15 protein-coding genes and 1 riboswitch are annotated in these 26,959 nt (G+C 66.7%); of the genes, 10 read left to right on the top strand and 5 right to left on the bottom strand.

Going from position 1 to position 26,959, the window contains the following annotated elements; genetic code table 11:
* Positions 1 to 62 precede the first annotated feature (62 nt).
* From EO174_RS18465 to EO174_RS18440, 6 genes are all read left to right on the top strand, one after another.
* Complete coding sequence (locus EO174_RS18465; RefSeq protein WP_164740261.1) at positions 63 to 3,314, top strand: error-prone DNA polymerase; 3,252 nt, start codon at positions 63 to 65, stop codon at positions 3,312 to 3,314.
* 271 nt (positions 3,315 to 3,585) lie between these two features.
* A complete protein-coding gene (locus EO174_RS18460; RefSeq protein WP_104582397.1) occupies positions 3,586 to 5,556 on the top strand; it encodes an oligopeptide transporter, OPT family in 1,971 nt (656 codons plus the stop codon).
* 830 nt (positions 5,557 to 6,386) lie between these two features.
* The gene (locus EO174_RS18455) at positions 6,387 to 7,229 is read left to right on the top strand and encodes a transporter (protein ID WP_126946921.1); all 843 of its coding nucleotides are present in this window, start codon (positions 6,387 to 6,389) and stop codon (positions 7,227 to 7,229) included.
* Positions 7,230 to 7,530: 301 nt separating this feature from the next.
* The gene (locus EO174_RS18450; RefSeq protein ID WP_241240045.1) at positions 7,531 to 9,957 is read left to right on the top strand and encodes a glucose/quinate/shikimate family membrane-bound PQQ-dependent dehydrogenase; all 2,427 of its coding nucleotides are present in this window, start codon (positions 7,531 to 7,533) and stop codon (positions 9,955 to 9,957) included.
* Between the two features lie 234 nt (positions 9,958 to 10,191).
* The gene (locus EO174_RS18445; RefSeq protein WP_126946574.1) at positions 10,192 to 11,478 is read left to right on the top strand and encodes a carbohydrate porin; all 1,287 of its coding nucleotides are present in this window, start codon (positions 10,192 to 10,194) and stop codon (positions 11,476 to 11,478) included.
* Between the two features lie 176 nt (positions 11,479 to 11,654).
* On the top strand, positions 11,655 to 13,775 hold the full coding sequence (locus tag EO174_RS18440; RefSeq protein ID WP_126946571.1) for a S9 family peptidase: 2,121 nt from the start codon (positions 11,655 to 11,657) through the stop codon (positions 13,773 to 13,775).
* 98 nt (positions 13,776 to 13,873) lie between these two features.
* Here EO174_RS18440 and EO174_RS18435 read toward each other — a convergent pair whose 3' ends face one another.
* Positions 13,874 to 14,278, bottom strand: coding sequence for a hypothetical protein (locus tag EO174_RS18435; protein WP_241240044.1), 405 nt, complete (start codon positions 14,276 to 14,278; stop codon positions 13,874 to 13,876).
* 322 nt (positions 14,279 to 14,600) lie between these two features.
* Between EO174_RS18435 and EO174_RS18430 the strand changes: the two genes are divergently transcribed.
* Both EO174_RS18430 and EO174_RS18425 read left to right on the top strand, forming a co-directional pair.
* Positions 14,601 to 15,068, top strand: coding sequence for a hypothetical protein (locus tag EO174_RS18430; RefSeq protein ID WP_126946568.1), 468 nt, complete (start codon positions 14,601 to 14,603; stop codon positions 15,066 to 15,068).
* A gap of 130 nt (positions 15,069 to 15,198) precedes the next feature.
* On the top strand, positions 15,199 to 15,924 hold the full coding sequence (locus EO174_RS18425) for an AraC family transcriptional regulator (protein WP_119129211.1): 726 nt from the start codon (positions 15,199 to 15,201) through the stop codon (positions 15,922 to 15,924).
* Positions 15,925 to 16,647: 723 nt separating this feature from the next.
* On the opposite strand, the gene EO174_RS18420 is transcribed toward EO174_RS18425, so the two are convergent.
* The 4 genes from EO174_RS18420 to gcvP all read right to left on the bottom strand — a co-directional run bounded on the left by EO174_RS18420 (position 16,648) and on the right by gcvP (position 24,764).
* Positions 16,648 to 18,756 carry a catalase gene (locus EO174_RS18420; RefSeq protein WP_126946565.1) on the bottom strand — a complete coding sequence of 703 codons (2,109 nt, stop codon included), beginning with the start codon at positions 18,754 to 18,756 and terminating at the stop codon, positions 16,648 to 16,650.
* A 206-nt stretch (positions 18,757 to 18,962) separates the two neighbouring features.
* Positions 18,963 to 19,817 (bottom strand): aldo/keto reductase, encoded by an 855-nt coding sequence (locus EO174_RS18415; RefSeq protein ID WP_126946562.1) that lies wholly within the window; start codon positions 19,815 to 19,817, stop codon positions 18,963 to 18,965.
* Positions 19,818 to 19,838: 21 nt separating this feature from the next.
* Positions 19,839 to 21,536 carry a carboxylesterase/lipase family protein gene (locus EO174_RS18410; protein ID WP_126946559.1) on the bottom strand — a complete coding sequence of 566 codons (1,698 nt, stop codon included), beginning with the start codon at positions 21,534 to 21,536 and terminating at the stop codon, positions 19,839 to 19,841.
* Positions 21,537 to 21,890: 354 nt separating this feature from the next.
* A complete protein-coding gene (gcvP, locus tag EO174_RS18405) occupies positions 21,891 to 24,764 on the bottom strand; it encodes an aminomethyl-transferring glycine dehydrogenase (RefSeq protein ID WP_206515090.1) in 2,874 nt (957 codons plus the stop codon).
* Between the two features lie 89 nt (positions 24,765 to 24,853).
* A riboswitch (glycine riboswitch) is annotated at positions 24,854 to 24,968 on the bottom strand.
* A 267-nt stretch (positions 24,969 to 25,235) separates the two neighbouring features.
* Here gcvP and EO174_RS18400 point away from each other — a divergent pair.
* Together EO174_RS18400 and EO174_RS18395 are read left to right on the top strand one after the other, a co-directional pair.
* Positions 25,236 to 26,489 carry a multidrug effflux MFS transporter gene (locus tag EO174_RS18400; protein ID WP_115676351.1) on the top strand — a complete coding sequence of 418 codons (1,254 nt, stop codon included), beginning with the start codon at positions 25,236 to 25,238 and terminating at the stop codon, positions 26,487 to 26,489.
* 16 nt (positions 26,490 to 26,505) lie between these two features.
* Positions 26,506 to 26,907, top strand: coding sequence for a hypothetical protein (locus EO174_RS18395; RefSeq protein ID WP_126945872.1), 402 nt, complete (start codon positions 26,506 to 26,508; stop codon positions 26,905 to 26,907).
* The last annotated feature ends 52 nt before the right edge of the window (positions 26,908 to 26,959 follow it).

Genomic DNA, 26,959 nt, shown 5'->3' with positions numbered 1-26,959 from the left:
ATCGACCTGCAGCGCACTGGAAAACCCGTGCGCTGGCAGCGCGAGGCTGATGGTGTGCGCGCATGAGCTGGGATGACGCCGTCGATGGCGTGGACCGCGATACGCCCGGTGGGCGCATGCCGCGCGGCTGGACGGTCGCCGCGCGCTTGCGCGCCGCAAACGACGACATCGCCCATGCCATGGTTGCCGATGGGCTGCCCGCGTATGCCGAGCTGCACTGCCTGTCGGACTTCTCGTTCCTGCGTGGCGCCTCCAGCGCGGAGCAGTTGTTCGCGCGCGCGCAACACTGCGGCTACAGCGCCCTGGCGATCACCGACGAGTGCTCTCTGGCCGGCATCGTGCGCGGGCTGGAAGCCTCGCGCGCCACCGGCGTGCGCCTGATCGTCGGCAGCGAGTTCACCCTGGTCGATGGCACCCGCTTCGTCCTGCTGGTGGAAAACGCGCACGGCTATCCGCAGCTGTGCGCGCTGATCACCACCGCGCGGCGTGCGGCAAGCAAGGGCGCCTATCGATTGGGGCGTGCCGAGGTGGAGGCACAGTTTCGCGGCGTGGAGCCCGGCGTGTTCGCAGTGTGGTTGCCCGGTACGCAGCCGCAGGCCGGGCAGGGCACCTGGTTGCAGCAGGTGTTCGGCGCGCGTGCATTCCTGGCGGTGGAGCTGCATCGCGAACAGGACGATGCGGCGCGCTTGCTTGCCTTGCAGGTGCTGGCGCAGCAACTGGGCATGAGCGCACTGGCCAGCGGCGATGTGCACATGGCGCAGCGGCGCGAGCGCATCGTGCAGGACACCTTGACCGCCATCCGCCACGGCTTGCCGTTGGCCGAGTGTGGCGCGCATCTGTTCCGCAACGGCGAGCGCCATCTGCGCACGCGGCGGGCCTTGGGCAACATCTACCCGGATGCGTTGTTGCAGGCTGCCGTGGACCTGGCGCAGCGCTGCAGCTTCGATATTTCCAGGCTTGAATACACCTATCCGCGCGAGCTGGTGCCGGAAGGACATACGCCGGCCAGTTATCTGCGACAGCTCACCGAAGAGGGGATGCGTGAGCGGTGGCCGGATGGAACGCCGGCAAAGGTACGCGCCGTCATCGAGAAGGAACTGGCGCTGATCGCGCACAAGAAGTACGAGGCGTTCTTTCTCACCGTGCAGGACGTGGTGCAGTTCGCACGGTCGAAGAAGATTCTCTGCCAGGGCCGTGGCTCATCGGCCAATTCGGCGGTGTGCTATGCGTTGGGCATCACGGCGGTCAACCCGGATGAAACGCGTCTGTTGATGGCGCGCTTCCTGTCCGAACAACGCAACGAACCACCGGACATCGACGTCGATTTCGAGCACGAACGCCGCGAGGAGGTGCTGCAGTACGTCTACAACAAGTACGGCCGCGAACGCGCGGCATTGGCGGCGACGGTGATCTGCTATCGCGGCAAGAGCGCGGTGCGCGATGTGGCCAAGGCCTTCGGCCTGCCGCCGGACCAGATCGCGCTGCTGGCCAATTGCTACGGCTGGGGCAATGGCGAAACGCCCATGGAACAGCGCATCGAAGAGGCCGGGTTCGATCTGGCCAACCCGCTGATCAACAAGGTCCTCGTCGTGACCGAACACCTGCGCGATCACCCGCGCCATCTGTCGCAGCATGTGGGCGGATTCGTCATCTCCGATGAGCCCTTGTCGCTGCTGGTGCCGGTGGAAAACGCGGCCATGGCCGACCGCACCATCATCCAGTGGGACAAGGACGACCTGGAAACGATGAAGCTGCTCAAGGTCGATTGCCTGGCGCTGGGCATGCTGACCTGCATCCGCAAGACGCTGGAGCTGGTGCGGGGCCACCGCGGGCGCGATTACAGCATCGCCACGCTGCCAGGCGACGACAAGCCGACCTACAAGATGATCCAGCGCGCCGACACGGTCGGCGTGTTCCAGATCGAGTCGCGCGCGCAGATGGCGATGCTGCCGCGGCTCAAACCCGCAGTGTTCTACGACCTGGTGATCGAAGTGGCGATCGTGCGCCCCGGCCCGATCCAGGGCGATATGGTGCACCCGTATCTGCGCAGGCGGCAGGGCCGCGAGGAGGTGAACTATCCCTCGCCGGAGGTGGAGGACATCCTCAAACCGACGCTCGGTGTGCCGCTGTTCCAGGAACAGGTGATGGAACTGCTGATGCACGCTGCCGATTACAGCGAGAGCGAAGCGGACAATCTACGTCGCTCGATGGCGGCCTGGCGGCGCGGCGGCGATATGGAACAGCACCGTACGCGGGTGCGTGAGCGCATGCAGGGCAAAGGCTACGCCTCCACTTTCATCGACCAGATCTTCGAGCAGATCAAGGGCTTCGGTTCCTACGGCTTCCCGCAAAGCCATGCCGCCTCGTTCGCCAAGCTTGTCTACGCCAGCTGCTGGCTTAAGCGCCACGAGCCGGCGGCCTTCGCCTGCGGGCTGCTCAATGCGCAGCCGATGGGTTTCTACTCGGCCAGCCAGATCGTGCAGGACGCGCGCCGCGGCAGTCCCGAGCGCGCGCGCGTGGAGGTGTTGCCGGTGGATGTGCTGCACAGCGATTGGGACAACACGCTGGTCGGTGGCCGGCCCTGGCGCAGCGACCAAGACCCCGGCGAACAACCGGCGATCCGGCTGGGCATGCGCCAGGTCGCCGGGTTATCGGAGGTGGTGGCCAATCGCATTGTCGCCGCGCGCGCGCAGCGGGCCTTCGCCGATATCGGCGATCTGTGCCTGCGCGCCGCACTCGACGAAAAGGCACGCCTGGCATTGGCCGAAGCTGGCGCCCTGCAGGGCATGGTCGGCAACCGCAATGCCGCGCGCTGGGCGATGGCCGGCGTGGAAGCACGCCGGCCGCTGCTGCCGGGCAGCCCGCAGGAACGCGTGGTGGAGTTTGAAGCACCGCGCGCAGGCGAGGAGATCCTGGCCGATTACCGTTCGGTCGGCCTGAGTCTGCGCCAGCATCCGATGGCGCTGCTGCGCCCGCAGATGCGGCAACGGCGCATCCTCGGCCTGCGCGAATTGCAGGGACGCCGCCACGGCAGCGGCGTGCATGTCGCCGGCCTGGTCACCCAGCGCCAGCGCCCGGCCACTGCCAAGGGCACCATCTTCGTCACCCTGGAAGACGAGCACGGCATGATCAACGTCATCGTCTGGTCGCACCTGGCGCTGCGCCGCCGCCGCGCACTGCTGGAATCGCGCCTGCTGGCCGTGCGTGGCCGCTGGGAACGCGTGGACGGCGTGGAGCACCTGATCGCCGGCGACCTGCACGACCTCAGCGACCTGCTCGGCGACATGCAGCTGCCCTCGCGCGATTTTCATTGAGCCAGTGTGGCTGGCGCGCCTGCTGCGGCGAACGGCCGCGCCAACGCTGCCAGCGTCGGTGCAGCAGCCGACGCATCGTCACCGGTAGAAGATCCCCGATATGACGATGCAGCCGCTGGCACGCGTTGATTCACGCCTGCCGCCCTGGTGGACACACCTTCAGGCATTCCAGTCGCCACATCACGCACACTGTCACGCCGCGGCGCAGCTGGACGGAACCCTGCGTAGGCGCTAGCGTGGTGCGGATTTTTTGCCACAGGGGAACTGCCCAATGAGCCATGACGCGCAACCGCGCCAGCTCACCTTCCGCGCCGTCGTGCTGGCCATCGTGCTGGCGGTGGTGCTTTCGGCCGCCAACGCCTATCTGGGCCTGTTTGCCGGCCTGACCATCGCCACCGCCATTCCGGCCGCGGTCGTCTCGATGGGCGTGCTGCGCCTGCTCGGCGGCGGCACCATTCTGGAAAACAACATCGTCCAGACCGGTGCCTCGGCCGGTTCGTCGATCGCGGCCGGGGTGATCTTCACCATTCCCGCGCTGGTGATCATGGGCTATTGGCCGGACTTCAAGTACTGGTGGGTGCTCGGTATCGCCGGCATGGGCGGGTTGCTCGGGGTGCTGTTCTCGGTGCCGCTGCGGCGCTCGATGATCGTCGAAGACCCGCTGCCGTTCCCCGAAGGCAAGGCCGCGGCCGAGGTGCTCAAGGCCGGCGAGAATCCCGGCCCGGGCCTGAAGATCCTGGCCATGTCCGGCGCCATCGGTGCGCTGGTCAAGCTGGGTGCGGCCAGCGGTCTGCGGGTGATCCCGGACACCTGGGCGCAGGCCACCTACCTGGGCAGCAGCCGCCTGGTCGGCTATCTGGGTACCAACCTGTCGCCGGCGCTGCTGGGCGTGGGCTACATCGTCGGGCTGAATGTCGGCATCGTGGTGCTGTCCGGGTCGATCCTGTCCTGGCATATCGCCATTCCGCTGTACCAGCAGTTCTTCATGGGCAGCGACCCGGCACTGGCGCAGAGCCTGGTCGGCGCGCCGGCGGCCGATACGGCATTCGGCATCTGGGGCGCGAAGATCCGTTACCTCGGTGTCGGCGCGATGCTGATCGGCGGCGTGTGGACGCTGTTCTCGCTGCGTAAATCGCTGTTGTCCGGGGTCAAGAGCGGCTTCGCCGCCGCGCGCAAGAGCGGTGGCGGTGTGGTTGCCGAGACCGAACGCGACCTGCCGATGAAGTGGATGCTGGTGGCGCTGGTGCTGTGCACCCTGCCGCTGCTGGGCCTGTACCAGGCAATCGTGCAGCAGTGGCACGTGTCGATCCCGATGACCATCATCATGATCGTGGCCGGCTTCCTGTTCGTGTCGGTGTCCGGCTATCTGGCCGGCTTGATCGGTTCGTCCAACAATCCGGTCTCGGGTATCACCATCTCCACCATCCTGTTCGCCTCGGCAGTGCTGGTGCTGCTGCTGGGCAAGGATGGCCTGGTGCCGGTCGGCATCGGCGCCGCGCCTCTGGGTGCGGTGGCGGCGATCATGATCGGCGCGGTGGTGTGCTGCGCGGCAGCGGTGGGCGGCGACAACCTGCAGGATCTCAAGGCCGGTTATCTGGTCGGCGCCACGCCGTGGAAGCAGCAACTGATGCTGGGCATCGGCGCGTTTTCCTGCGCGCTGATCATGGCACCGGTGCTGAACCTGCTTGCGCAGGCCTACGGCATCGGCCCGGCTACCCCGCAGCATCCAAATTCGCTCGCTGCGCCGCAGGCCACGCTGATGGCCTCGGTCGCCAAGGGCCTGTTCGGTGGGCAGTTGCCGTGGTCGATGATTGCCATCGGTGCCGGCGTGGGCGCGGCGATCATCGCGCTGGACGAATGGCTGAAGAAGACCGGCAAGCGCTTCCGCGTGCCGGTGCTGGCGGCGGCGATCGGTATCTACCTGCCGCTGGAGCTGATGGTGCCGATCTTCATTGGCGGCCTGATCGCGCATCTGGTGGAACGCTTCCACAAGATCCGCGCCGACGACGAGGAAGGCCGCGACCGCGTGCACCGCCCGGGCGTGCTGTTCGCCGCCGGCCTGATCACCGGCGAGGCGTTGATGGGAATCGCCATCGCGGTGCCGATCGTGCTGTCCAGCCGTGCCGATGTGCTGGCGTTGCCGGCCAGCCTGCAGCTCAACCAATGGTTCGGCCTGGCGATCCTCGCCCTGGTCGGCTGGCTGCTGTACCGCGTTGGCAAGCGCGGCGAACAGACCGCCTGAGGGTGACGCTTCACTAAGGCATGTGCCTGCGCGCTGCCTCTGGACGGACACGCATCGCTGGATGCGTGTCCGTTTTTTGTTGTGGCATTGACCGGATTGCCGCGGTTCTGATTGCCTCGCAAGAGGCGCGGTTCGAATGCGGCCCTGCTGCCGAGCGCGCAAGTGCAGCAGCATGCCGGCACGGCACGGTGCACCGAAGCGGCGCTGCGACCGCACAGCGGCATATTCAATTCAAACATCCCTGCAAGCTCGTGCATTGCTGCCGTGAGCAGATCTGCCTTGTCGATGCAGGGCAACGACATCGGCGCGCCCGGCTGACCTGCTGATCGGCCGACACGCGCGCAGCTGCAATCCGGCGACGCCTTACACGCCTGCGCTCAGGCAACGCACGCCCAACGCCCAGGCCATCGCGTCTGCACCACCGCAGCGCCTTTGCGCCGGCTTTACGCCCTGCGCCGGCCGCGTGCATAGCGACTTTATGCCACTGCTCCGTATCGTGCCGTCTCCCGCACCGATGGGTGCACCACGGCGACCGCATGCCTCGATCGATCCCGATGACGCGCCACCGCGCACGTCCTCGCACCACGTAACCCCATCCACGATGGGCGTGGAAAAGCGACTCACATCACGCTGTGCGACATCCGCACACTGTTGAGGCCGCTTTTGTCACCGACGGCGTCTTCAGGCCCGCCGACGCCTATAAGATCGATTGGCAACACGCCGCCATCAGGCGGCCATGCAGTCGTTCGACATCCACGCGCATTCCCCCTCCCCAACGCTGACCGTTCACGCGAGCTGTCCAGCGTCTTGCCATGGAAACCACTGCAATGCTGACTGCCATCTCCCACCGCTCCACCCGCGCACGACGCGTCCCCTTGTTGAGCCTCGCCCTGGCCGGCGTGCTGTGCAGCCTCGCGCTGCAGGCACAGGCACAAGAGGCCACCGAAGCGGCGCTGTGTACCGATCGCCCGACCAAGGCCAATTCCACCTGTACCGTGCCAACCGGCGCCTGGCAGCTGGAGACCGATATCGGCAGCTACACCCGCGACAGCCAGCCCGCCACCCGCGTCGAAACGGCGTACTTCACCAATCCCACGCTCAAATACGGCGTCAGCGACCGCATCGATCTGCAGCTGAACTGGGCACCGCAGCTGCAGGTCAAGACCACCGACCGCGCCACCGGCGCGCGCAGCAGCCTGAGCGGCGGCGGCGATATCTTCCTGCGCATGAAGGCGCGTTTCTACGAAAGCGATACCGCCAGCGTGGCGTTGCTGCCGTTCGTCAAGGCACCGACCGCGCGCACCGGCCTGGGCAACGACGAGTGGGAAGGCGGCGTCGCCTTGCCGATCAATTTCGTGCTGCCCAACAGTTTCTCGCTGACCTTCGGGCCCGAGGTGGATTGGTTGGCCGACAGCGATGGCAGCGGCAAGCATGTCGCCATCGTCAACGCGATCAACCTGGCGCATCCGTTCACCGCAAAGTTATCGATGGCGGTGGAAGTGTGGTCGTCGATCAACCGCGACCCGGCGCAGACCATCGAGCAGTATTCGGCCGACATCGCCGCTGCGTATCTGCTCAATCCGCTGCTGCAGCTGGATGTGGGCGCCAACTTCGGCCTCAACGACCGCACCCCGGACGCGCAGGTGTATGTGGGCATGTCGCACCGCTTCTGAGGCGCGCAGCGCGCGCTGCGCACACAAAAGCCGCTGCGGTCCGCGCCTGTGCGGACTGCAGTGTTCCGCAGGCAACCGATTCAGATATGTAATAAATGCCCGGTGCGGTGCGACACTATGTCGTCAGTCTGCCGGGCATGCCGGTGCCGGTCCCACCAGCGGTACGTGGGCCGGGGAGGGGAGTGACGGAAAGTGGGCAGTGATGCTGCCTCTACTGGCCGCCGTGCGGGCACCTTGCAGCATCCAGATCGGAATGCCGGGCGCAGTGCAGGGCGGAATCTCCTGATCGAGGTGTTGCAACGTGGAAACGAAATCGAAGTTGCCGGTCCCGGGCCGGGCATTGCTGCTGGTGCTGGGCATGCTGATTGCGCTGGTGGGGCTGATCTTTCTGCTGGGTGGCGCGAGGTTGGCCAGCCTGGGCGGCAGCTGGTACTTCCTGCTGATGGGCCTGGCGACCGCCGTGGCCGGCGTGCTGATCGTGCTGCGTCGGCCGGCCGGTGCGCTGGTGTACGGCGCCGCCTTCGTGCTGACGCTGGTCTGGGCGCTCTGGGAGGCGGGGCTGGAGTTCTGGCCGCTGATCTCGCGGCTGATGCTGCCTGCGGCGTTCGCCGTGCTGGTGGCGCTGGCCTGGCCGGCGCTGCGGCGTAGCCGGGCCTTGCCGGCCGGGCGTACTGCCTATGGCGTGGCAACGGTGCTGGCGCTGGCGGTCGTGGCCGGTATCGGCGGCATGTTCGTGCCGCATCCGCCGGTGGCAGGCGAGCACGGGCCCGGCATGACGGCGGTGCAGCCGGCAAGCGCGCAACGGAACTGGTCCGCCTACGGCAATACCGATGGCGGTAGCCGCTTCGCTGCGCTAGACCAGATCAACCGCAGTAATGTCGGCCAGCTGCAGGTCGCCTGGACTTACCACACCGGCGAGATCGCCAACAGCGACGGCAACGGTGCCGAAGACCAGTTGACCCCGCTGCAGGTGGGCGAGACCGTGTTCCTGTGCACACCGCACAACAATCTGATTGCGCTCGACGCCAGCACCGGCAAGCAGCTGTGGCGGCGCGAGATCAATGCGACCTCGTCGGTGTGGCAGCGCTGCCGTGGCCTGGGCTACTTCGATGCCGATACCGCGTTGCCGACGCCGAGCGTGGCCAACCCCTCGCCGATCACCGCAGTGACGGTGGCGCAGGATGCCAACTGCCGTCGCCGCCTGTTCACCAACACCATCGATGGTCGCCTGATCGCGGTGGATGCGGACACCGGTGCGTTCTGCCAGGGTTTCGGCAGCAACGGCCAGATCGATCTCAAGGCCGGCCTGGGCGCTGCGCCGGATCCGTTCTACCAGCTGACCTCGCCGCCACTGGTGGCCGGCACCACCGTGGTGGTGGGCGGACGCGTGGCCGACAACGTGCAGACCGACATGCCCGGTGGCGTGGTGCGCGGTTTCGATGTGGTCACCGGCGCGCAGCGCTGGGCCTTCGACCCGGGCAATCCGCATGATCGCCAGGCGCCGGCCGCCGGCAGCAGCTATGTGCGCAGCACGCCGAACGTGTGGGCACCGATGTCCTACGACGCGGCGATGAACACCGTGTTCCTGCCGCTGGGCGGGCCATCGACCGATCTGTACGGCGCCGAGCGCACCGCGCTCGATCACCGTTACGGCGCCTCGGTGCTGGCACTGGATGCCACCACCGGTGCGGAGAAGTGGGTCTACCAGACCGTGCACAACGATCTGTGGGACTTCGACCTGCCGATGCAGCCCAGCCTGATCGACTTCCCCAACCAGGACGGCAGCCACACCCCGGCCGTGGTCATCGGCACCAAGGCCGGGCAGATCTACGTGCTCGATCGCGCCACCGGCAAGCCGCTGACCGAGGTCAGGGAGGTGCCGGTGAAAGGCTCGGATATTGCGCACGAGCAGTACGCGCCGACCCAGCCGCTGTCGGTCGGCATGCCGCAGATCGGCACTAAGCACCTGACCGAATCGGACATGTGGGGGGCGACCGCGATCGACCAGATGCTGTGCCGCATCGCGTTCAAGCAGATGCGGTATGAAGGCCTGTACACCGCGCCGGGCACCGATGTGTCGCTGAGCTTTCCCGGCTCGCTGGGCGGCATGAACTGGGGTGGCCTGTCGACCGACCCGGTGCATGACGTCATCTTCGCAAACGACATGCGCCTGGGCTTGTGGGTGCAGATGATTCCTGCCGACACCCGCAAGGCCGAGGCGTCCGGTGGTGGCGAGGCAGTCAATACCGGCATGGGCGCCGTGCCGCTGAAGGGCACGCCGTATGCGGTCAACAAGAACCGCTTCCTGTCGGCGCTGGGCATTCCATGCCAGGCGCCGCCGTACGGCACGCTCAGCGCCATCGACCTCAAGACGCGCAGCATCGCCTGGCAGGTGCCGGTGGGGACGGTGCAGGACACCGGCCCGTTCGGCATCAAGATGCATCTGCCGATCCCGATCGGCATGCCGACGCTGGGTGGCACGCTGTCCACGCAGGGCGGGCTCGTGTTCATCGCCGGCACCCAGGACTACTACCTGCGCGCGTTCGACAGCGGCACCGGCAAGGAGCTCTGGAAGGGCCGCCTGCCGGTCGGCAGTCAGGGCGGGCCGATGACCTACGTCTCGCACAAGACCGGCAAACAGTACGTGGTGATCAGTGCCGGCGGTGCGCGGCAGTCGCCCGATCGTGGCGATAACGTCATCGCCTACACCTTGCCCGACGCGCACTGACCCACCGCCCACGCAGGACCACGCCGGCATCTGCCTCGCGTGGTCCTGGAGCGGCCAACACACCGCGCGCGCCTGACGGGCGCGCACCGGCGTGTCAGCCGCGCTTGGCGCAACCCGACGGCCGGATGCCTGGCGCATCCGGCCAACGGTCCCGTTACCGCAGCGGCGCCCGGGCATCACCGCCCTGCATTGCCACCGCCGGCGGTGCACGCTGCCCCGACTCAGAGAACCACGATGCATCGTCTGACTTTTTTCCCGCGCCGCAGTGCGCTGGGCTATGCCTTGCTGCTGGCACTGCCGGCCACCGCAGTCGCCGCGGGCGACACCACGCTGACCGGCGATTGGGGCGGGCGTCGGTCCGCCTGGGCCGAGCACGGAGTGAGCGTTCGCGGCGACTACGTGTCCGAGACGTTCGGCGTGGTGGACGGCGGCTACGAAAAAAACAGTGCGCGCTATGCGCAGCAACTGCGGGTGGGCGTGGATCTGGACATGGCCAAACTCGCCGGCTGGGACGGTGGCAACCTGCATGTCACCATCAATGACCGCCGCGGCCGCAGCACTTCCGCCGACCTAGTGGGCAACCGCTTCCCCATCCAGGAAGTGTACGGGGGCCAGTACACCCGCCTGAGTGAGTTCAGCTACGACCGCAGCTTCCACCAGGGCGGCACGTATCTGAAACTGGGCTTCTATGCGATGGGCAACCAGTTTGCCTCGCACACGCTGCTGGTGAACTTCGTCAATGCCGCGTTCTGCGCGCATCCGCTGGCGTTTTCGGCCAACAGTGGCTGGTACAACTACCCGGCCGCGCGCTGGGGCATCGAAGGGGCGCAGCAGCTGACCCCGCAGCTCAACCTGCATGCCGGCTGGTTCCAGGTCAATCCGAATCTGGGCTTCGGCGCCCGCGACACCTACGCGTTCAAGCCGTTCGCCAGCGGCACCACCGGTGCGATCTTCCCGCTCGAATTCACCTGGAAGCCGGCCGCCTCGCGCTATCCGGGCGTGTACAAGTTCGGTGGCTATTACGACTCCTCGACGGTCGCCAGGCGTGGGCTGGATACCAGCCGCAGCACCGGACGCGACGGCGCCTATCTGCTGGTCGAACAGAAGCTGCTCACTCCCGGAGCGGACGCCAGCATCGGCCTGACCGGATTCGCCCAGTTCATGGCCAGCGACCACGACAGTGCGCTGATGACACGCTGGTATTCGGTCGGTGGCGTGTACCAGGGCATTGGCGCACGCACGCAGGACCGCATCGCCCTGGGTTATGTGGCCGGCCGGATCAATCATCGGCTGCTCGATGCACGCCGCGCCGAGTCGATCGATGCCGGCGTGCCGGCCGATTCGCCACTGGTCGGCCTGAGCGCTGCCGAAGAGCTCTATGAGCTCGCCTATAGCGCGCAGCTCACGCCGTGGCTGATGCTGCGCCCGGACGTGCAATACATCGTCAACCCCGGAACCTACGCCTATACCCGCACGCACAACGCACTGGTGGTTGGGCTGCAGGCCAAGCTCACGTTCTGAGCGCCACCTGCGCTGCAGCGTAGGGCGCCGTTGCCAGACCTCCAATGCGCACGGCGCGCATCGGGCCGCTACCGGGCGCAGCAACGTGCGGCACCTGTGTGCGCATGACCTCCTACCTTTGCGCGTGCGCTGCAGCAACGCCTACCATCGGCGTTTTGCCGTTGCGGGAACTCTCGATGAAGCTGCGTCACGCCGTATTGCCCCTGTGTTTGCTGGCTACCTTGCCAAGTCTTGCCGCCGCGCGCGGATTCGATGTGCGCGACATGGTCGCGCTGGACCGGGTGTCCTCGCCCACGCTCAGCCCCGACGGCAGCGTGCTGGTGTTTGCCAAGCGGCAGGCCAAGAGCAGCAACGGCAAGCCGTCCACCGGCCTGTGGACGCGCAACCTGCGTACCCGCGATGCAGCGCCTCCCAGGCGGCTCACGCCCGACGGCTGGAACGTCAACAGCCCGGCGCTGTCGCCGGACGGCAAGACGGTGTATTTCCTCAGCAGTAAATCCGGCACGCAGCAGTTGTACGCACAGCCGATGACTGGCGGCACGCCGCAGCAAATGACCGCGTTCCCAGTGGACGTGGACAGCTACAAGCTCTCGCCCGATGGCAAGCGCATCGCCTTCAGTGCCGGCGTGTTCCAGGACTGCGGCTCGGACCTGGCGTGCACCAAGACCAAACTCGCCAGCGTCAAGAACGCCAAGGCCAGCGGCGTGGTCTACGACCAGTTGTTCGTGCGGCACTGGGATACCTGGAACGACGGCCGCCGCAATACGCTGTTCGTCGCCGAGCTGCCGGCTGCCGGCGCCAAGGCCGTGGTCGGCGCCTCGGCGATCAGCGCCACGCTGGCCGGCGATGCGCCGTCCAAGCCGTTCGGCGGCAACGACGACTACACCTGGTCGCCCGATGGCGCCAGCGTGGTGGCCAGCGTGCGCATCCCGCAGCCACATGGCCCGGAAGCGGGCAAGAACGCCAAGGCCGTCGGCAAGCCCACCGGCAACGACGAGCCGTGGCAGACCAACTTCGACCTGTACCGCCTGGATGCGGCCGGCAAGGCCGCGCCGGTCAATCTGACCGCAGCCAACCCGGCTTGGGATGCCGGCCCGGTGTTCAGCAGCGACGGCAGGACGCTGTACTACCGCGCGATGAAGCGCCCCGGTTTCGAGGCCGACCGCTTCGGCCTGATGGCGATGGACGTGGCCAGCGGCAAGACGCGCGAGATCGCGCCCAAGTGGGACCGCTCGGCCGGCGAGATCGTGTTGAGCGATGACGGCGCAAGCATCTACACCAGCGCCGACGACCTCGGCGAGCATCCGTTGTTCAAGATCGACATCGCCACCGGCACCCCGACCAAACTGGTCGGCCAGGGCGTTGTGCATGCACCGACGCTGGCCGGCACCACGCTGGCGTTCACCCGCAACTCGCTCAAGAGCGGCGACCAGGTGTTTGTCAGCGACGTGCAGGGCCAGGGCCTGCGTGCGATCACCCAGAGCGCCGGCGAGCTGTTGCCGGACGTGCAGTTCGGCGACTATGAGCAGTTCCAGTTCAAGGGCTGGAACAACGACACCGTGCACGGCTACGTGGTCAAGCCGTACAACTACCAGGAAGGCAAGACCTACCCGGTGGCATTCCTGATCCACGGCGGGCCGCAGGGCAGCTTCGGCAACGGCTGGAGCAACCGCTGGAATCCGCAGACCTATGCCGGGCAGGGCTACGCGGTGGTGATGATCGACTTCCACGGCTCCACCGGCTACGGCCAGGAATTCACCGACGCGATCAGCCAGCATTGGGGCGACCGCCCGCTGGAAGACCTGCAGAAGGGCTGGGCCGCCGCGCAGAAGCAGTACGGCTTCCTCAACGGCGACAAGGCCTGCGCGTTGGGCGCCAGCTACGGCGGCTACATGGTCTACTGGATGGCAGGCAACTGGAACCAGCCGTGGAAGTGCCTGGTCGACCACGACGGCGTGTTCGACAACCGCACCATGGGCTATGCCACCGAGGAACTGTGGTTCAGCGAATGGGAAAACGGCGGCACGCCGTGGCAGAACCCGGCCGGCTACGAGAAGTTCAACCCGGTGCTGCACGTGGACAAGTGGAAGGTGCCGATGCTGGTCATCCACGGCCAGCAGGATTTCCGCATCCCGGTCGAGCAGGGCCTGGCCGCGTTCACCGCGCTGCAACGCAAGGGCATCGACTCCAAGTTCCTGTACTTCCCGGACGAGAACCATTGGGTGCTCAAGCCGGACAACAGCGTGCTGTGGCACGACACCGTCAACAGCTGGCTGAAGCAGCATATCGGCCAGTGAGGGTGCGACCGGCACGCCGCCTGGGGCGGCGTGCCGGTTGGTGGGCTGATGCAGCGTGACGGCCCGGGCTTCAGTGTTTCGACAGGCGCCGGGCTTGGTCAGCGTCGCTGCTGATCGCGCCTGGCCAACTGGCCTTCCACGATCTGCAGGATCTCCGCCACCGCGATCCCGAACGAGCCGGCATTGCCGGCGTCGAAGGCGGCTTTCCATTCTGCATAGCCCGGCAGGTAATCCTGGGTGGGCGCGGCATCGCCGACGTATTCGGCGGCGCTGCGCTCCAGGGTCTGCGCAATCACCGGGATGTGTGGCAGCGTGTCGAGGATTCCATCGGGCAATCCCGCGTGACGCACCCGGATGTCGCTGATACTCACGTGCAGGATCTGGCCACCGTGGGGATGCACATCGATTTGGTTGATCAGCAGCAACGGCGTCTCCGTCGCGGTGCGCCCACGGCAGCGCCACAGCTGGCCAACCGCATAAGCGGGAGAGGTGGTATCGGGCATCGGGTACTCCACGCGCAAACCGCAATGATGCAACGCGCTCGCAAGGATGGCGACCGGGCGCGGTGCCCGCCCTGGATGGGATGGTTCGATCGGCCCCCCGTCGCAAGTGCAGTCGCGCGTTGCCTGCCGGACGATATTCACAGGTAGGCGTCAAGGTCGATGACGCCTGAAGGATGAGTCCGCTTGTGGCTGATAGACTTGGCCTGGATCACTGCGCCCGGCTGAATGGCCGGCGCCAGCAGTGCCGCAGCGCACGCGCGCCATGTCAAAATAGCGATTCTTTAACTTCCCCAGTTCCCTGCAGGCCGCAAGGACCGTTCGCATGCGCACGCTGTTCCGCCCCTCATTGTGGGCGCTCGCCCTAGTCTGTAGTCCTGCCCTGAATGCCGCATCGCGGCCCACGGTGCCCGCGCGTGCGCCCGTTTCGGCACCCGCGACTGCCGCCGGTACCGACGCGGCCAGCGACCCGAGCGTGCCGCTGCCGGCCACGCTGAAGTCCGGCATGGGCTACCGCGCATTCGCACAGGCGGTGATGGAGCAGGGCTGGCAGCTGGTGGATCCGCTTGCCGCCGACAGCTGCATGGCCGCCGGCGATTGCGCCGTCGAGTTCATCGCGCCCGGCGGCAGTGCGCGCCTGCAGGTGCAGGTCGGCTCGCAGTCCGGTGCGGCGGTGGTCAGTGGCTGGCGCGCGCAGCAGGTGCCGTTGGATCGCATCGGCAATCCCACGGCTGCGGCGGTGGACAGCAAGGCCGCGCCGGCCGCGGCCAACGTGGCCGACAACCCGCGCTGAGCGCGGGCGGCGGCGTCTGATGCGCGCGGCGTATCATGGCGCTGCATGCGCTACGGCCTGCATCGGCGGCAGGTGTCATCGCCAGCTGCGTCTTTTCTGATCCCGAGTCCAGTCCTGCATGACGTCCTGCATGAAGAGCATCGATCCTGCCGATCTGGAAGCGTTGTTCGATGCCGTGCCGGACGTGCTGTTCTTCGTCAAGGATCGCGAGGGCCGCTATACCCACGTCAACCAGACCATGCTGCGGCGGTTGGGGCTGAAGTCGCGCAAGGACCTGATCGGCAAGCGCGTTGCCGAGGTCTATCCCAGCGGTCTGGGCACCAACTACGCCAACCAGGACGAGCAGGTGCTGGCCGGCGAAGTGATCGACAACCTGCTGGAACTGCATCTGTTCGCCAATCGCGAACCGGGCTGGTGCCTGACCTGCAAACGTCCGCTGCTGGTCGACGGCAAGGTGCAGGGCATCATCGGCATCTCGCGTGATCTGGGACCGCAGGACGGGCACGAATCGCAGTACGAAAAACTGCGGCTCGCGCTGGCGTACCTCAACGCCAACTACGCGCAGAACGTGCGCATGCAGGCACTGGTGGAGATCACCGGGTTTTCGATGTCCAAGCTGCAGCGCTCGTTCCGCAAGGTGTTTCAGCTGACCCCGCAACAGGTGCTGGCCAAGCTGCGTTTGCAGATGGCGATGCACCTGCTGCACGGCAACAAGAGCCTGACCGAAATCGGGCATGCCTGCGGCTTCAGCGATCAAAGCGCCTTTGCGCGGCAATTCAAGCTGGCGGTGGGCATGACGCCACGCGAGTACCGCGCGCTGGCGAACGCTGCGCAGTTTCCCGCCGAAGCGTCCTAGCGCATCTGACAAGACGACTGCTACACGGACGTGCTTGCGGCGTGTCCCGCGATGGTGGGCGGGCAAGGGCCTTGCAGCAAACTCGCAGCGTCGACCGCTCTACACCAGCATCCATCCACGCGACCCAATCCCGCAAAGACCTAGGACACAAAGGCAGCCGAGATTCCGAGTCGCAGTCTCGTTTGTTAGATGTAGTCAAAAGCCTGACCAGTCGAGCGCGCGGTCGGTGGCCGCGTGAAAAGCTGCCTATCGCTCGACGTGCGTCTGACATTGCGCCGGCACATCAGTAGCGAGCAATCTGCAGCGTGCACCGCTCTTCACTTTGCGCACCGACCATCTTGACTGGTCCTTGCCCGCTCACCGTCGCGGGACCTTACGCGGCATGGATGCCGCGTAAGAGCCTACACGGACGTACTTGCGGCGTGTCCCGCGAGGGTGGGCGGGCAAGGGCTCTGCAGCCAAACCGCAGCCCGCGGCTCTATGCCGACCTGGCCGCGCGCGCCGACACCCCAAAGACACGGCCGCGCAACAACGTAAAGACAGCCGGATTCCAAATCGCTGCGTCGTTTATGAGACGCGGCCAAAAGACGGGTTGAAGGCTGGCCGTTGCAGAGGATGCGCTGGTTTTCCGTTGAGGATGAATTGCTGCCCGCATAAACGCCTTGGGCGCGAACGACGTAGAAGTCGTTCGCGCCCAAGTCTGTGCAGCCTATGCGGATGCGGTTACGCCAGCATGCGCACCTTCGGTTCGCGTGCCCACTGGCGGGTCTTGGCGGCAGTGATGAAGGCCTTGGTATCCGCTGCGGCGATCACGCCGGCGTCCTTGCCGACATTGCCGGCCTTCAGCAGCAGCTGCGCGCCATCGTCGAAGGCGATCGCCTTCAGATGGGCCCAGGCATTGCTGACGAAATCCAGCGCTGCCGATTCACGTGTCAGCGCCTTGGCTGCTTCCGACGACAGCAGCACCGCCACCGCATCGAACATCACCGACGGCGTGCCGGCCAGCTGACCATCGGCGGCCAGTTGCTTGCCGTCGCTGAGCTTGGCGCCGCCCAGTTTCGGCGCGACGATCTTGACCGTGGCACCGGCGGCTTCGGCGGCCTTGCGCACGGCCTTGATCGTCGCCGCGTCGGAGCCATCGTGAATCAGGATGCCCACGGTGCGGCCCTGCAAGGTGTCCTTCATCTTGCCGATCAACTGCAGGGCGGGCGACAACGGCATGTCGGTCGGAGCGACCGCCGCCGGCGGTGCCGGCGGCAATGCGGTCATCCCCATGCCATCGGCCACACGCTGCGCCAACGTCGGGTCGATGTGACGCAGGTGACCGACGATGGCTTCGCGTACGTGCGGGGTTTCCACCTTGGAAAGCTCGAACACCAGCGCCGATGCCATGTGCGCCTGTTCCGGTACGGTCTGGCTGCGGAAGAACATGCGCGCCTGGCTGTAATGATCGGCAAAGCTCTCTGCGCGTACGCGGCCCTTGGCGCCGTCTTCGGCCGGGGTTGCGTGGCTGGGGAATCCACGCAGCGCCTCACGCGGCGCATCGGCCTGCAGCGAGCTGGGCTCGTAGGCGACACGGCCCTTGGGCACGCCCATCTGCATGTGCCCGTCGCGCTGATTATTGGCGAATGGGCACTTGGGCGCATTGACCGGGATCTGGTGGAAGTTCGGTCCACCCAGACGGCTCAGCTGCGTATCCAGATACGAGAACAGGCGGCCCTGCAGCAGCGGATCGTTGCTGAAGTCGATGCCGGGCACGATGTTGGCCGGGCAGTACGCCACCTGCTCGGTCTCTGCGAAGAAGTTGTCCGGCCAGCGGTCCAGTACCATGCGGCCGACGATCTGCAGCGGCACCAGTTCTTCCGGGATGACCTTGGTCGAATCCAGGTGATCGAACGGGAAGGCCTCGGCCTGCGCCTCGGTGAACAGCTGCACGCCCAGCTCCCACTCGGGGAAATCGCCGTTCTGGATCGCCTCGAACAGATCGCGACGATGGAAGTCCTGGTCGGCGCCGGCGATCTTCACCGCCTCGTCCCAGATCGTGGACTGCAGGCCGAGCTTGGGGCGCCAATGAAACTTGACGAAGGTGCTGTCGCCATTTTCATTGAGGAAACGGAAGCTGTGGATGCCGAAGCCTTCGATCATGCGCAGCGAGCGCGGGATCGTGCGGTCGCTCATCGCCCACATGATCATGTGCATCGACTCGGGGCTCAGCGAGATGAAATCCCAGAAGGTGTCGTGCGCACTGGCGGCCTGCGGGAAACCACGGTCCGGCTCCATCTTCACCGCGTGGATCAGGTCGGGGAACTTCATCGAATCCTGGATGAAGAACACCGGGATGTTGTTGCCCACCAGATCCCAGTTGCCTTCCTTGGTGTAGAACTTCACCGCGAACCCGCGCACGTCGCGCGGCGTGTCCACCGAGCCGGCGCCGCCGGCGACAGTGGAAAAACGCGTGAACAACGGGGTCTTTTCGCCGACCTCGGTAAAGATCTTGGCGGTGGTGTACTGGCTCAACGACTTGGTCAGCTCGAAATAGCCGTGCGCCGCGCTACCGCGCGCATGCACGATGCGCTCGGGAATGCGCTCGTGGTCGAAGTGGGTGATCTTCTCGCGCAGGATGAAGTCTTCCAGCAACGTCGGCCCGCGCGGCGTGGCGCGCAGCGAGTTCTGGTTGTCGCCAACCGGAATGCCCTGGTTGGTGGTCAGCTGCGGATGCGTGCCGCCGGCCTTCTGGTGCAATTCGTCGCCCGTGCCGCGCAGCGTCTCGGGAGTTGCGCTGACAGCAGCGGTGGATGGAAGTTGCGCGGGCTTGCTGGGGGACTTGGCCATGGGGACTCCACTCTGGCGGGCTGGGATGCGGGCTGATCCGTTGAGCGTGGGAGTGGTGCTGTTAAATGCACGTGTCTGCATGCGAACGAATACTCACATGCAGCCGAAAGCTTGCGTTGGATCGCAGCGGGCTGATGCGTAGGTCACGCAATGATCCGGCGCGCTGTCTGCGAACGCATGTAGCGGGCCCAAGCGTTACATGTGGGCTACAGCAGATCCAATGGCTGTTTGCGTGTCGGCGGCGGGAATGCACGGTCCAGGTCGGCAAGATCCTGCGCGTCCAGTTGCAGCGTGCATGCTGCTGCATTCTCGCGCACATGGGCAGGCGTGCCCGATTCGGGAATGGCAATGACCTGCCCGCTGCGGATCGCCCACGCCAGCGCCACGGCGGTTGCAGCCACGCCGCGTCGCTCGCCGATCGCGTGCAGCACCGGATGATCCAGCAATGCGCGGCTGCCCAATGGCGAGTACGCCATCACCGTTACCTCGTGCTGTGCACACCACGGCAGCAGATCGAACTCGATGCCGCGGCTACCGGCGTGATACAGCACCTGATTGACCAGGCAGTGTTGCCCGCCATCGATGCGCCACAGGTCCTGCAGATCATCGACATCGAAGTTCGATACGCCCCAGTCGCGGATCTTGCCGGCATCGCGCAAGGCCTCGAAGGCATCGACCACTTCGTGCAGATCGCTGCCGCCGCGCCAATGCAGCAGATACAGGTCCAGTGTACGCACGCCGAGCCGCTGCAGGCTGGCCTCGCAGGCACGCGCGATACCGCGCGCGCTGGCATTGCTCGGCAGGACCTTGGACACCAGATAAGGCCGCTGCACGCTATCCATCACCTGGCCGATCAGTTGCTCCGACCGGCCATTGCCGTACATCTCGGCGGTGTCGATCAGGCGCATGCCCAGTTGCTGGCCCGTCTGCAGCGCATCGATCTCCTGCTGCGGCGCGTGGCGGCCCTGGCCCAGGTTCCATGAGCCGAGCCCGAGTGCCGGCACGCTGCGTCCGTTGCGCAGGCGCACCGTGGGGCAGGGGGATGAAGTGGAAACGGGCATGGGTGGCTCCTGATGATGCGATCAATGCGAGGGTGACTGTGCCGGCGTTGCGGTCGCGTGCGGTGACGTCAGCGTTGCCTGTGCATCCCAGAACGCGCAGCGATGCCGTTGCGCGAAGTCGGGCGTTGCGCCGATCCTGCCGGGCGACAGCGTCAACGGAGCGTCGCCATCGAAGCGTGGCCACGGCGGACGCCCAGCTCCATTTGGATCGCCGGTGCGCGCGAACGCGCCCCAGTAATCCTGCAGCGTATCGGCCAAGGCCTGTTGCGCCGGAGTGAACGCCGGCTCGCCACTGAGCACCCACGGCCGCTGGAACAGGTACACCAGTTCGGAGGCGTGATACGCGCCCAGCGGATGCGAGAACGGCAGACGCCACAGGCCGTACGGCGCCTGGGGGTCGTCGAATTCGTACGCATACACCGGCGTGCGGGTACGCAAGGCCTGGCCCAGCCGACGCGTCGGGCAGGCGAAGCCGCCATCGGTGACGATGTCGGCGAATGCATCCCAGCGCGATTGCCCGGCAATGTCTGCATAGCGCGCCATGATCGCTGTCGGGTTGGCATGCATGCGCTGCAGGCGTGCCTCATAGCCGCTGCGCAGGTTGAGCTTGCCCACATAGGACAGCAACTGCGCAAACAGCCGCCCCTCGTTGCGGTTGGTGCCGATCAGCACCGGCACCTGCACATGGTGCAGGTTGGCGATCGCCTCGGCGGGCGGCAACGGCAAGACGTCACCGCCAGACATCGGCGCCCAGGCATCGCTGCCGGTCAGGCCGCGTCGCTGGGATTTGGCATCGGCCACGGTATCGGCAGGCAATGCGCGCAGGCACGCGCCCACATCGCTTGCATGCGCGCAGCCAAGCGTCTGTGCCATGCGCGCACCGCCGCGCTCGGCCTCGGCGCGCGGCACACTGGAATCGCTGGCCAGGCAGCTGCCGCTCTGCAGGATTGCGCGTTGGAACAGACCGGCCGCGCCCGGCGAGGCGAGCTGATAGCAGATGCTCCAGGCACCGGCCGATTCACCGAACACGGTGACGTTGTGGGCATCGCCACCGAAGGCGGCGATATTGCGCTGCACCCAGCGCAACGCGGCCTGTTGGTCGAGCAATGCATAGGCCCCTTCGCCTTCGCCACGCAGCGCCGGATGCGCGAAGAAACCAAACACCCCCAGCCGGTAATTGGGAGCCACCACGATGACGTCCTGCCGCGCCGCCAAGGCACTCAGGTCGTAGTCGACATTGCTGCCCAGCTCCAGCGCGCCACCGTAGATCCACACCATCACCGGGCGCGGATGCGCCGGCGCCGGGCCGGGCGGCGCATAGATGTTGAGGGTGAGGCAATCCTCCGATATCTGCTTCTGCCCGAAGCGATACCGCGGCAGACAGGCCGGCCCGGCCCGGGTGGCATCGCGGACGCCCTTCCAGGCGGGCACAGCTTGCGGGGCGCGAAAGCGCAACGCGCCCACCGGCGGCGCGGCGAACGGCACGCCCAAAAACACCCGCCCCTGCGCGCCGGCGACACCGCGGACTGCACCGGCATCGGTCTGCACCACCTCGGCCTGCGCATCGGCCGCATGCACCAGCGCCGGCACCTCGCCAGGGCGGCGTGGTGCGCACGCGGTCAACGCAAGGCCTGCAAGCAGCAGGCTGGCCAGGTTGCGTTTCAATGAACCTCTGTCGCGCTTGATCACGGTCTGTTGTGTCCTATCCCGGACACACATCATCGCGAGTGCACGTGTAGGGAAGGAAAACGCGCAGTCCGCCCGACCAAGCGCGGCTGACACACGCTTTCGAACGCCGTGGATGGTGAGCAGCACGATCCTGCAGCCAGGCTGCAGATCAGCCGCCCTGCCACTGACGCTTCTGCCGTTCAATCACCTTTCGCAGTGACCGCGACAGTGAGCCTTGGCGTCGCTTGATGGCCCCACCCAAGCCGTGCCAGGCTACGGCGCAGGCGCTTGCCAGCAACGCGCGATGCGTCCAGACACTGACTGCTGCCGCCAGAAACGAAAAACCCAGCCCGGCAATTCCCGGGCTGGGTTTGAATGCCACACGTCAGCGCGACAGGGCAGCGCTTACGCCTCCACATCGTCCTTGTAGGCATCCACCGGGATGCAGGCGCACATCACGTTCTTGTCGCCGTAGACGTTGTCCACGCGTGCGACCGGCGGCCAGTACTTCTGCTGCTTGAGGCTGGGCAGCGGGAAGGCGGCCAGTTCGCGCGGGTAGGCGTGGGTCCACTCGCTGGCCGACACCTGCGTGGCGGTGTGCGGGGCGTGCTTGAGCGGGTTGTCGTCGCGGTCCAGGCGGCCGTCTTCGATGGCGCGGATTTCCTCGCGGATCTGGATCATCGCGTCGATGAAGCGGTCCAGCTCATGCTGCGATTCGCTTTCGGTCGGTTCCACCATCAAGGTGCCGGCGACCGGGAAGCTCAAGGTCGGTGCGTGGAAGCCGAAGTCGATCAGGCGCTTGGCGATGTCCTCGGCGCCGATGCCGCTGGTCTTTTCCAGCGGGCGGATGTCCAGGATGCACTCGTGTGCCACCAGGCCATTGCGGCCGGTGTACAGCGTCTTGTAGTGCGGCGCCAGGCGCTTGGCGATGTAGTTGGCGTTGAGCAGGGCCACCTGGGTTGCCTTGCGCAGGCCGGCGCTGCCCATCATGGTCACGTACATCCAGCTGATCGGCAGGATCGAGGCCGAGCCGTAGCTGGCTGCGCTGACCATGCCGACGTCGCCTTCGCCGCCCAGCGTACGCGGTAAAAACGGCGCCAGGTGCGACTTCACTGCGCACGGACCCACACCCGGACCGCCGCCGCCATGCGGAATGCAGAAGGTCTTGTGCAGGTTCAGATGCGACACGTCCGAGCCCCACTTGCCGGGCTTGGCCACGCCGACCAGGGCATTCATGTTGGCACCGTCGGTATAGACCTGGCCGCCATGCGCATGCACCGCTTCGCAGATCGCCACCACGTCCTCTTCGAACACGCCGTGGGTGGACGGGTAGGTGATCATCAACGCGGCCAGGCGCCCGGAGTACTTCTCTGCCTTGGCGCGGATGTCGTCCACGTCCACGTTGCCGTTGGCATCGCACTTGGTCACGACCACGGTCATGCCGCACATCTGCGCCGAGGCCGGGTTGGTGCCGTGCGCGGATTCGGGAATCAGGCAGATATCGCGGTGCGCCTCACCGCGCGAGCGGTGATAGGCGCGGATCGCCAGCAGGCCGGCGTACTCGCCCTGGGCACCGGAGTTGGGCTGCAGACTCACCGCGTCGTAGCCGGTGCATTCGACCAGCATCGCTTCCAGCTCATCGATCAGCTGCGCGTAACCGGCCGATTGCTCGGCCGGTGCCAGCGGATGGATCGCACCGAACTCGGGCCAGGTCACCGGGATCATCTCGGCGGTGGCGTTGAGCTTCATCGTGCAGCTGCCCAGCGGGATCATGGTGCGATCCATCGCCAGGTCCTTGTCGGCCAGCGAGCGCATGTAGCGCAGCAGTTCGTGCTCGCTGTGGTGGGTGTTGAACACCGGGTGGGTCAGGAAGGGTGTGCTGCGCAGCAGGCCCTGCGGCAACGCGTCGGCGGTGGCGGCGTCGAGCGCGTCCACATCTGCCTGCGCGCCGAACAACGCGGCCAGTGCGACCACGTCGGCGCGCGTGCTGGTTTCATCCAGGCTGATGCCGACCGCTTCGCTGTCGATCGCGCGCAGGTTGATGCCGGCGGCGCGGGCCTTGGCGTGGATGGCGTCGGCATCGATCGCCTTGACGTGCAGGGTGTCGAAGAAGTGCTGGCCCACCGTGACGCCGGCACCGCGCAAGGCGGCGGCCAGGATCGCGGCCAGGCGATGGGTACGCCGCGCGATGCGGGTCAGGCCCGCGGGGCCGTGGTAGACCGCATACATCGAGGCCATCACCGCCAGCAGCACCTGCGCGGTGCAGATGTTGGAGGTGGCCTTCTCGCGGCGGATATGTTGTTCGCGCGTCTGCAAGGTGAGGCGATAGGCCGGGTTGCCGGCGGCATCGATCGACACGCCGATCAGCCGGCCCGGCATCGAGCGCTTGTAGGCATCGCGGCAGGCCATGAAGGCCGCATGCGGGCCGCCGAAACCGAACGGCACGCCGAAGCGCTGCGAATTGCCGACCACGATGTCCGCACCCCATTCGCCGGGCGCGGCGATCAGCGTCAGCGCCAGCAGATCGGTCGCCACCGCGACCAGCCCGCCTTGCGCGTGCACCGCATCGGCCAGCGCGGCGTGATCGCCGATATGCCCGAAGCTGTCCGGGTACTGCAGCAGCACGCCGAAGCACTCGGCCTGCAGCGCTTCCTCCGGGGTGCCGACGCGCAGCACGATGCCCAGCGGCTCGGCGCGGGTGCGCAGCAGTTCCTGGGTCTGCGGATGCACCGCGTCGTGCACGAAGAAGGTCTCCGACTTCGACTTGGCCGAGCGCTTGGCCAGCGTCATCGCTTCGGCCGCGGCGGTGGCCTCGTCCAGCAGCGAGGCGTTGGCGATCTGCATGCCGGTGAGATCGGCGCACAGGGTCTGGAAGTTGATCAGCGCTTCCATGCGGCCTTGCGAAATCTCCGCCTGGTACGGCGTATAGGCGGTGTACCAGGCCGGGTTTTCCAGGATGTTGCGCAGGATCACCTTCGGCGTATGGGTGCCGTAGTAGCCCTGGCCGATGAAGCTGCGCTGCACCTGGTTCTTGCCGGCAATGGCGCGGATCTTGGCCAGCGCTTCTTCTTCGGTGATCGCCTCGGGCAGCGCCAGCGCCGCCGGCGACTTGATGTTGCCCGGCACGATCGCATCGGTCATCGCATCCAGCGAGGCGTGGCCGACCACGTCCAGCATCTGTGCGATTTCTGCGTCGTTGGGGCCGATATGGCGTTCGACGAACGCGCTGTGGTGTTCGAGGTCGCGCAAGGAAGACGTGGTCTGGGACATGGCGGGCATCCGGGGCAGGGGGCAGACGAATGGTCGACAACCACCGGACCGGCGTGACGCGCGCAGCGCATCACCTCCTGTCGCAGCGACAGTCTTCCTCGCGCCCCTCTGTCCTTTTGCCTGAGAGTTTAAGAACGCGGCATGGCGCTGGGCCTGCCTGCGTTCCGTGCCCCTTCGGCGCCGGCATCGGCCGGTCTCTCCAGAGTTGTACTGCGGATGGTATCGGGCCTGAGCGATTACGGGCTGTTGCGCCTTCGGCAGCGGCAGTGCCGCTTCTCCCACCGTGTTGCCGGCCGATTATAGCCTGCGTGCGCAGCGGCGGGCGCGTCCGCCAGGGCGGGCGCACGCCCCATGCACTCGGGCCTGCTTAACCTTGCAACGGCGAGCGCCTATCATCGACGCCCTTGTGCCCATCCCGACGCGCCCCCCCAGGCCAGCGTCGGCGTGCGTCCCCCGGTGCACCACGTTTCGGATCCCTGCATGCCCCCCACCACGCCTTCCACCCGTCGCATGGCGCTGCTGCTCGCCGGGCTGGCGATGTTTGGTCCGTTTTCCATCGACACCATCTTCCCGGCGTTCTCGCGGCTCAGCCGCAGCCTGGCGGTGGACGAGGTGGCGATCCAGCAGACCATCAGCGTCTATCTGCTCGCCTACGGGCTGATGAGCATCGCGCACGGCCCGCTGTCCGATGCCTGGGGCCGCAAGCGGGTGATCCTGGGCGGGCTGGTGCTGTTCATCGCCGGCTCGGTGGGCTGCGCGCTGTCGCAGGATCTGCCCACCCTGCTGGCGTTCCGCGCGTTGCAGGGCCTGTCGGCCGGGGTCGGCATGATCGTCGGGCGGGCGGTGATCCGCGACCTGTTCCAGGGCCCGGACGCGCAACGGCTGATGAGCCAGGTGTCGATGATCTTCGGCATCGCCCCGGCGATCGCGCCGATCATCGGCGGCTGGATCCTGCTCAGCGGTGCCGGCTGGCCGCTGATCTTCTGGTTTCTGGTGGCGTTCGGGCTGGTGCTGCTGGTGGCCACGCTGACCTGGCTGCCGGAGACCCACCCGGTGGAGGCGCGCACGCCGCTGCAGCTCAAGCGCCTGCTGCACGACTACGTGCGGATCGGCTTCAACCCGCGCTTCCAGCGCCTGGCCGCGGCCGGTGCGTTCAACTTCGCCGGCATCTTCCTGTACATCGCCTCGGCGCCGGTGCTGATCATGCGCCACCTGCACCTGGGCGAAGGCGACTTCGCCTGGCTGTTCATTCCCACCATCGGCGGCATGACGCTGGGCTCGTTCCTGTCCGGGCGCATGGCCGGCAGCATGGACCCGGTGCGGCAGATCCGCATCGGCTTCATCTGCTGCGGCGTGGCGGCGCTGGCGAACCTGGGCTACACCATGACGGCAGCGCAGATCGCCCTGCCATGGGCGGTGCTGCCGATCTTCCTGGCCGGCGTGGGCATGGCGCTGATCTTTCCGATCCTGGCGCTGGCGGTGCTGGACATGTACCCGCACCAGCGCGGCCTGGCGTCCTCGCTGCAGGCCTTCACCCAGTTGATGACCAATACGCTGGTGGCCGGGGTGCTGTCGCCGCTGCTGAGTGAACACCCGCGCCACCTGGCGATCGGCATGACCGGTTTTTTCCTGCTGGGCTGGCTATTCTGGCGCTGGGAGCGCCGCAGCGGCCGCCGTCTACGCCGCCGCCAGGCCGAAGAGGCCGTGCCTCTGGAGCCGGCCGACCATCTCTGACCTCACAGGAGCCTGCATGTCCACCGATTCCAAGCTGCGCCGCGACGCCCGCAAGCGCGCCGCCGAGCGCCTGCGCAACCAGGCCGCCGCCAATCCCGTGCCGGTTTCGCCGATCGAGCCACATGCCGAACTGCGCGACCAGCAGCGCACGCTACTGGCCGGCATCGTCCGCCGCGACGGCGAATGGGTGCTGGGCATGGACGGCCGCATCGCCGGCGAGAGCACCAGTGCCGCCCAGGTGCTGGCCCTGATCATGCGCGCGGCCGAGTTGCACGAACGCCAGGGCACGCCGGTACGGCTGACCTACTCGGACACGCTCAAGGATGCGGCGCATGCCGAGGCCGCTGCCGACGGCAGGGATTTCGAGGCGTTCCGGATCGAGTTCGCGCAGAAGCTGGTGCCCGCGCGTCCCAACTGAGGCCATACACGCAGCGGTGTCGGCGAAGCCGATTCCGACCACTGCCCATTCC

Source organism: Xanthomonas sp. BRIP62418 (assembly GCF_003993495.1).
Lineage (GTDB): Bacteria > Pseudomonadota > Gammaproteobacteria > Xanthomonadales > Xanthomonadaceae > Xanthomonas > Xanthomonas euroxanthea.
This window is presented reverse-complemented; position numbering and strand designations above follow the sequence as displayed.

Excerpts from the sequence above, each read along its gene's own strand:
- EO174_RS18465 (WP_164740261.1), top strand. The coding sequence starts at position 63 with ATGAGCTGGGATGACGCCGTCGATGGCGTGGACCGCGATACGCCCGGT.
- EO174_RS18460 (WP_104582397.1), top strand. The coding sequence starts at position 3,586 with ATGAGCCATGACGCGCAACCGCGCCAGCTCACCTTCCGCGCCGTCGTG.
- EO174_RS18445 (WP_126946574.1), top strand. The coding sequence starts at position 10,192 with ATGCATCGTCTGACTTTTTTCCCGCGCCGCAGTGCGCTGGGCTATGCC.
- EO174_RS18440 (WP_126946571.1), top strand. The coding sequence starts at position 11,655 with ATGAAGCTGCGTCACGCCGTATTGCCCCTGTGTTTGCTGGCTACCTTG.
- EO174_RS18435 (WP_241240044.1), bottom strand. The coding sequence starts at position 14,278 with ATGCCCGATACCACCTCTCCCGCTTATGCGGTTGGCCAGCTGTGGCGC.
- EO174_RS18430 (WP_126946568.1), top strand. The coding sequence starts at position 14,601 with ATGCGCACGCTGTTCCGCCCCTCATTGTGGGCGCTCGCCCTAGTCTGT.
- EO174_RS18425 (WP_119129211.1), top strand. The coding sequence starts at position 15,199 with ATGAAGAGCATCGATCCTGCCGATCTGGAAGCGTTGTTCGATGCCGTG.
- EO174_RS18420 (WP_126946565.1), bottom strand. The coding sequence starts at position 18,756 with ATGGCCAAGTCCCCCAGCAAGCCCGCGCAACTTCCATCCACCGCTGCT.
- EO174_RS18415 (WP_126946562.1), bottom strand. The coding sequence starts at position 19,817 with ATGCCCGTTTCCACTTCATCCCCCTGCCCCACGGTGCGCCTGCGCAAC.
- EO174_RS18410 (WP_126946559.1), bottom strand. The coding sequence starts at position 21,536 with ATGTGTGTCCGGGATAGGACACAACAGACCGTGATCAAGCGCGACAGA.
- gcvP (WP_206515090.1), bottom strand. The coding sequence starts at position 24,764 with ATGCCCGCCATGTCCCAGACCACGTCTTCCTTGCGCGACCTCGAACAC.
- EO174_RS18400 (WP_115676351.1), top strand. The coding sequence starts at position 25,236 with ATGCCCCCCACCACGCCTTCCACCCGTCGCATGGCGCTGCTGCTCGCC.
- EO174_RS18395 (WP_126945872.1), top strand. The coding sequence starts at position 26,506 with ATGTCCACCGATTCCAAGCTGCGCCGCGACGCCCGCAAGCGCGCCGCC.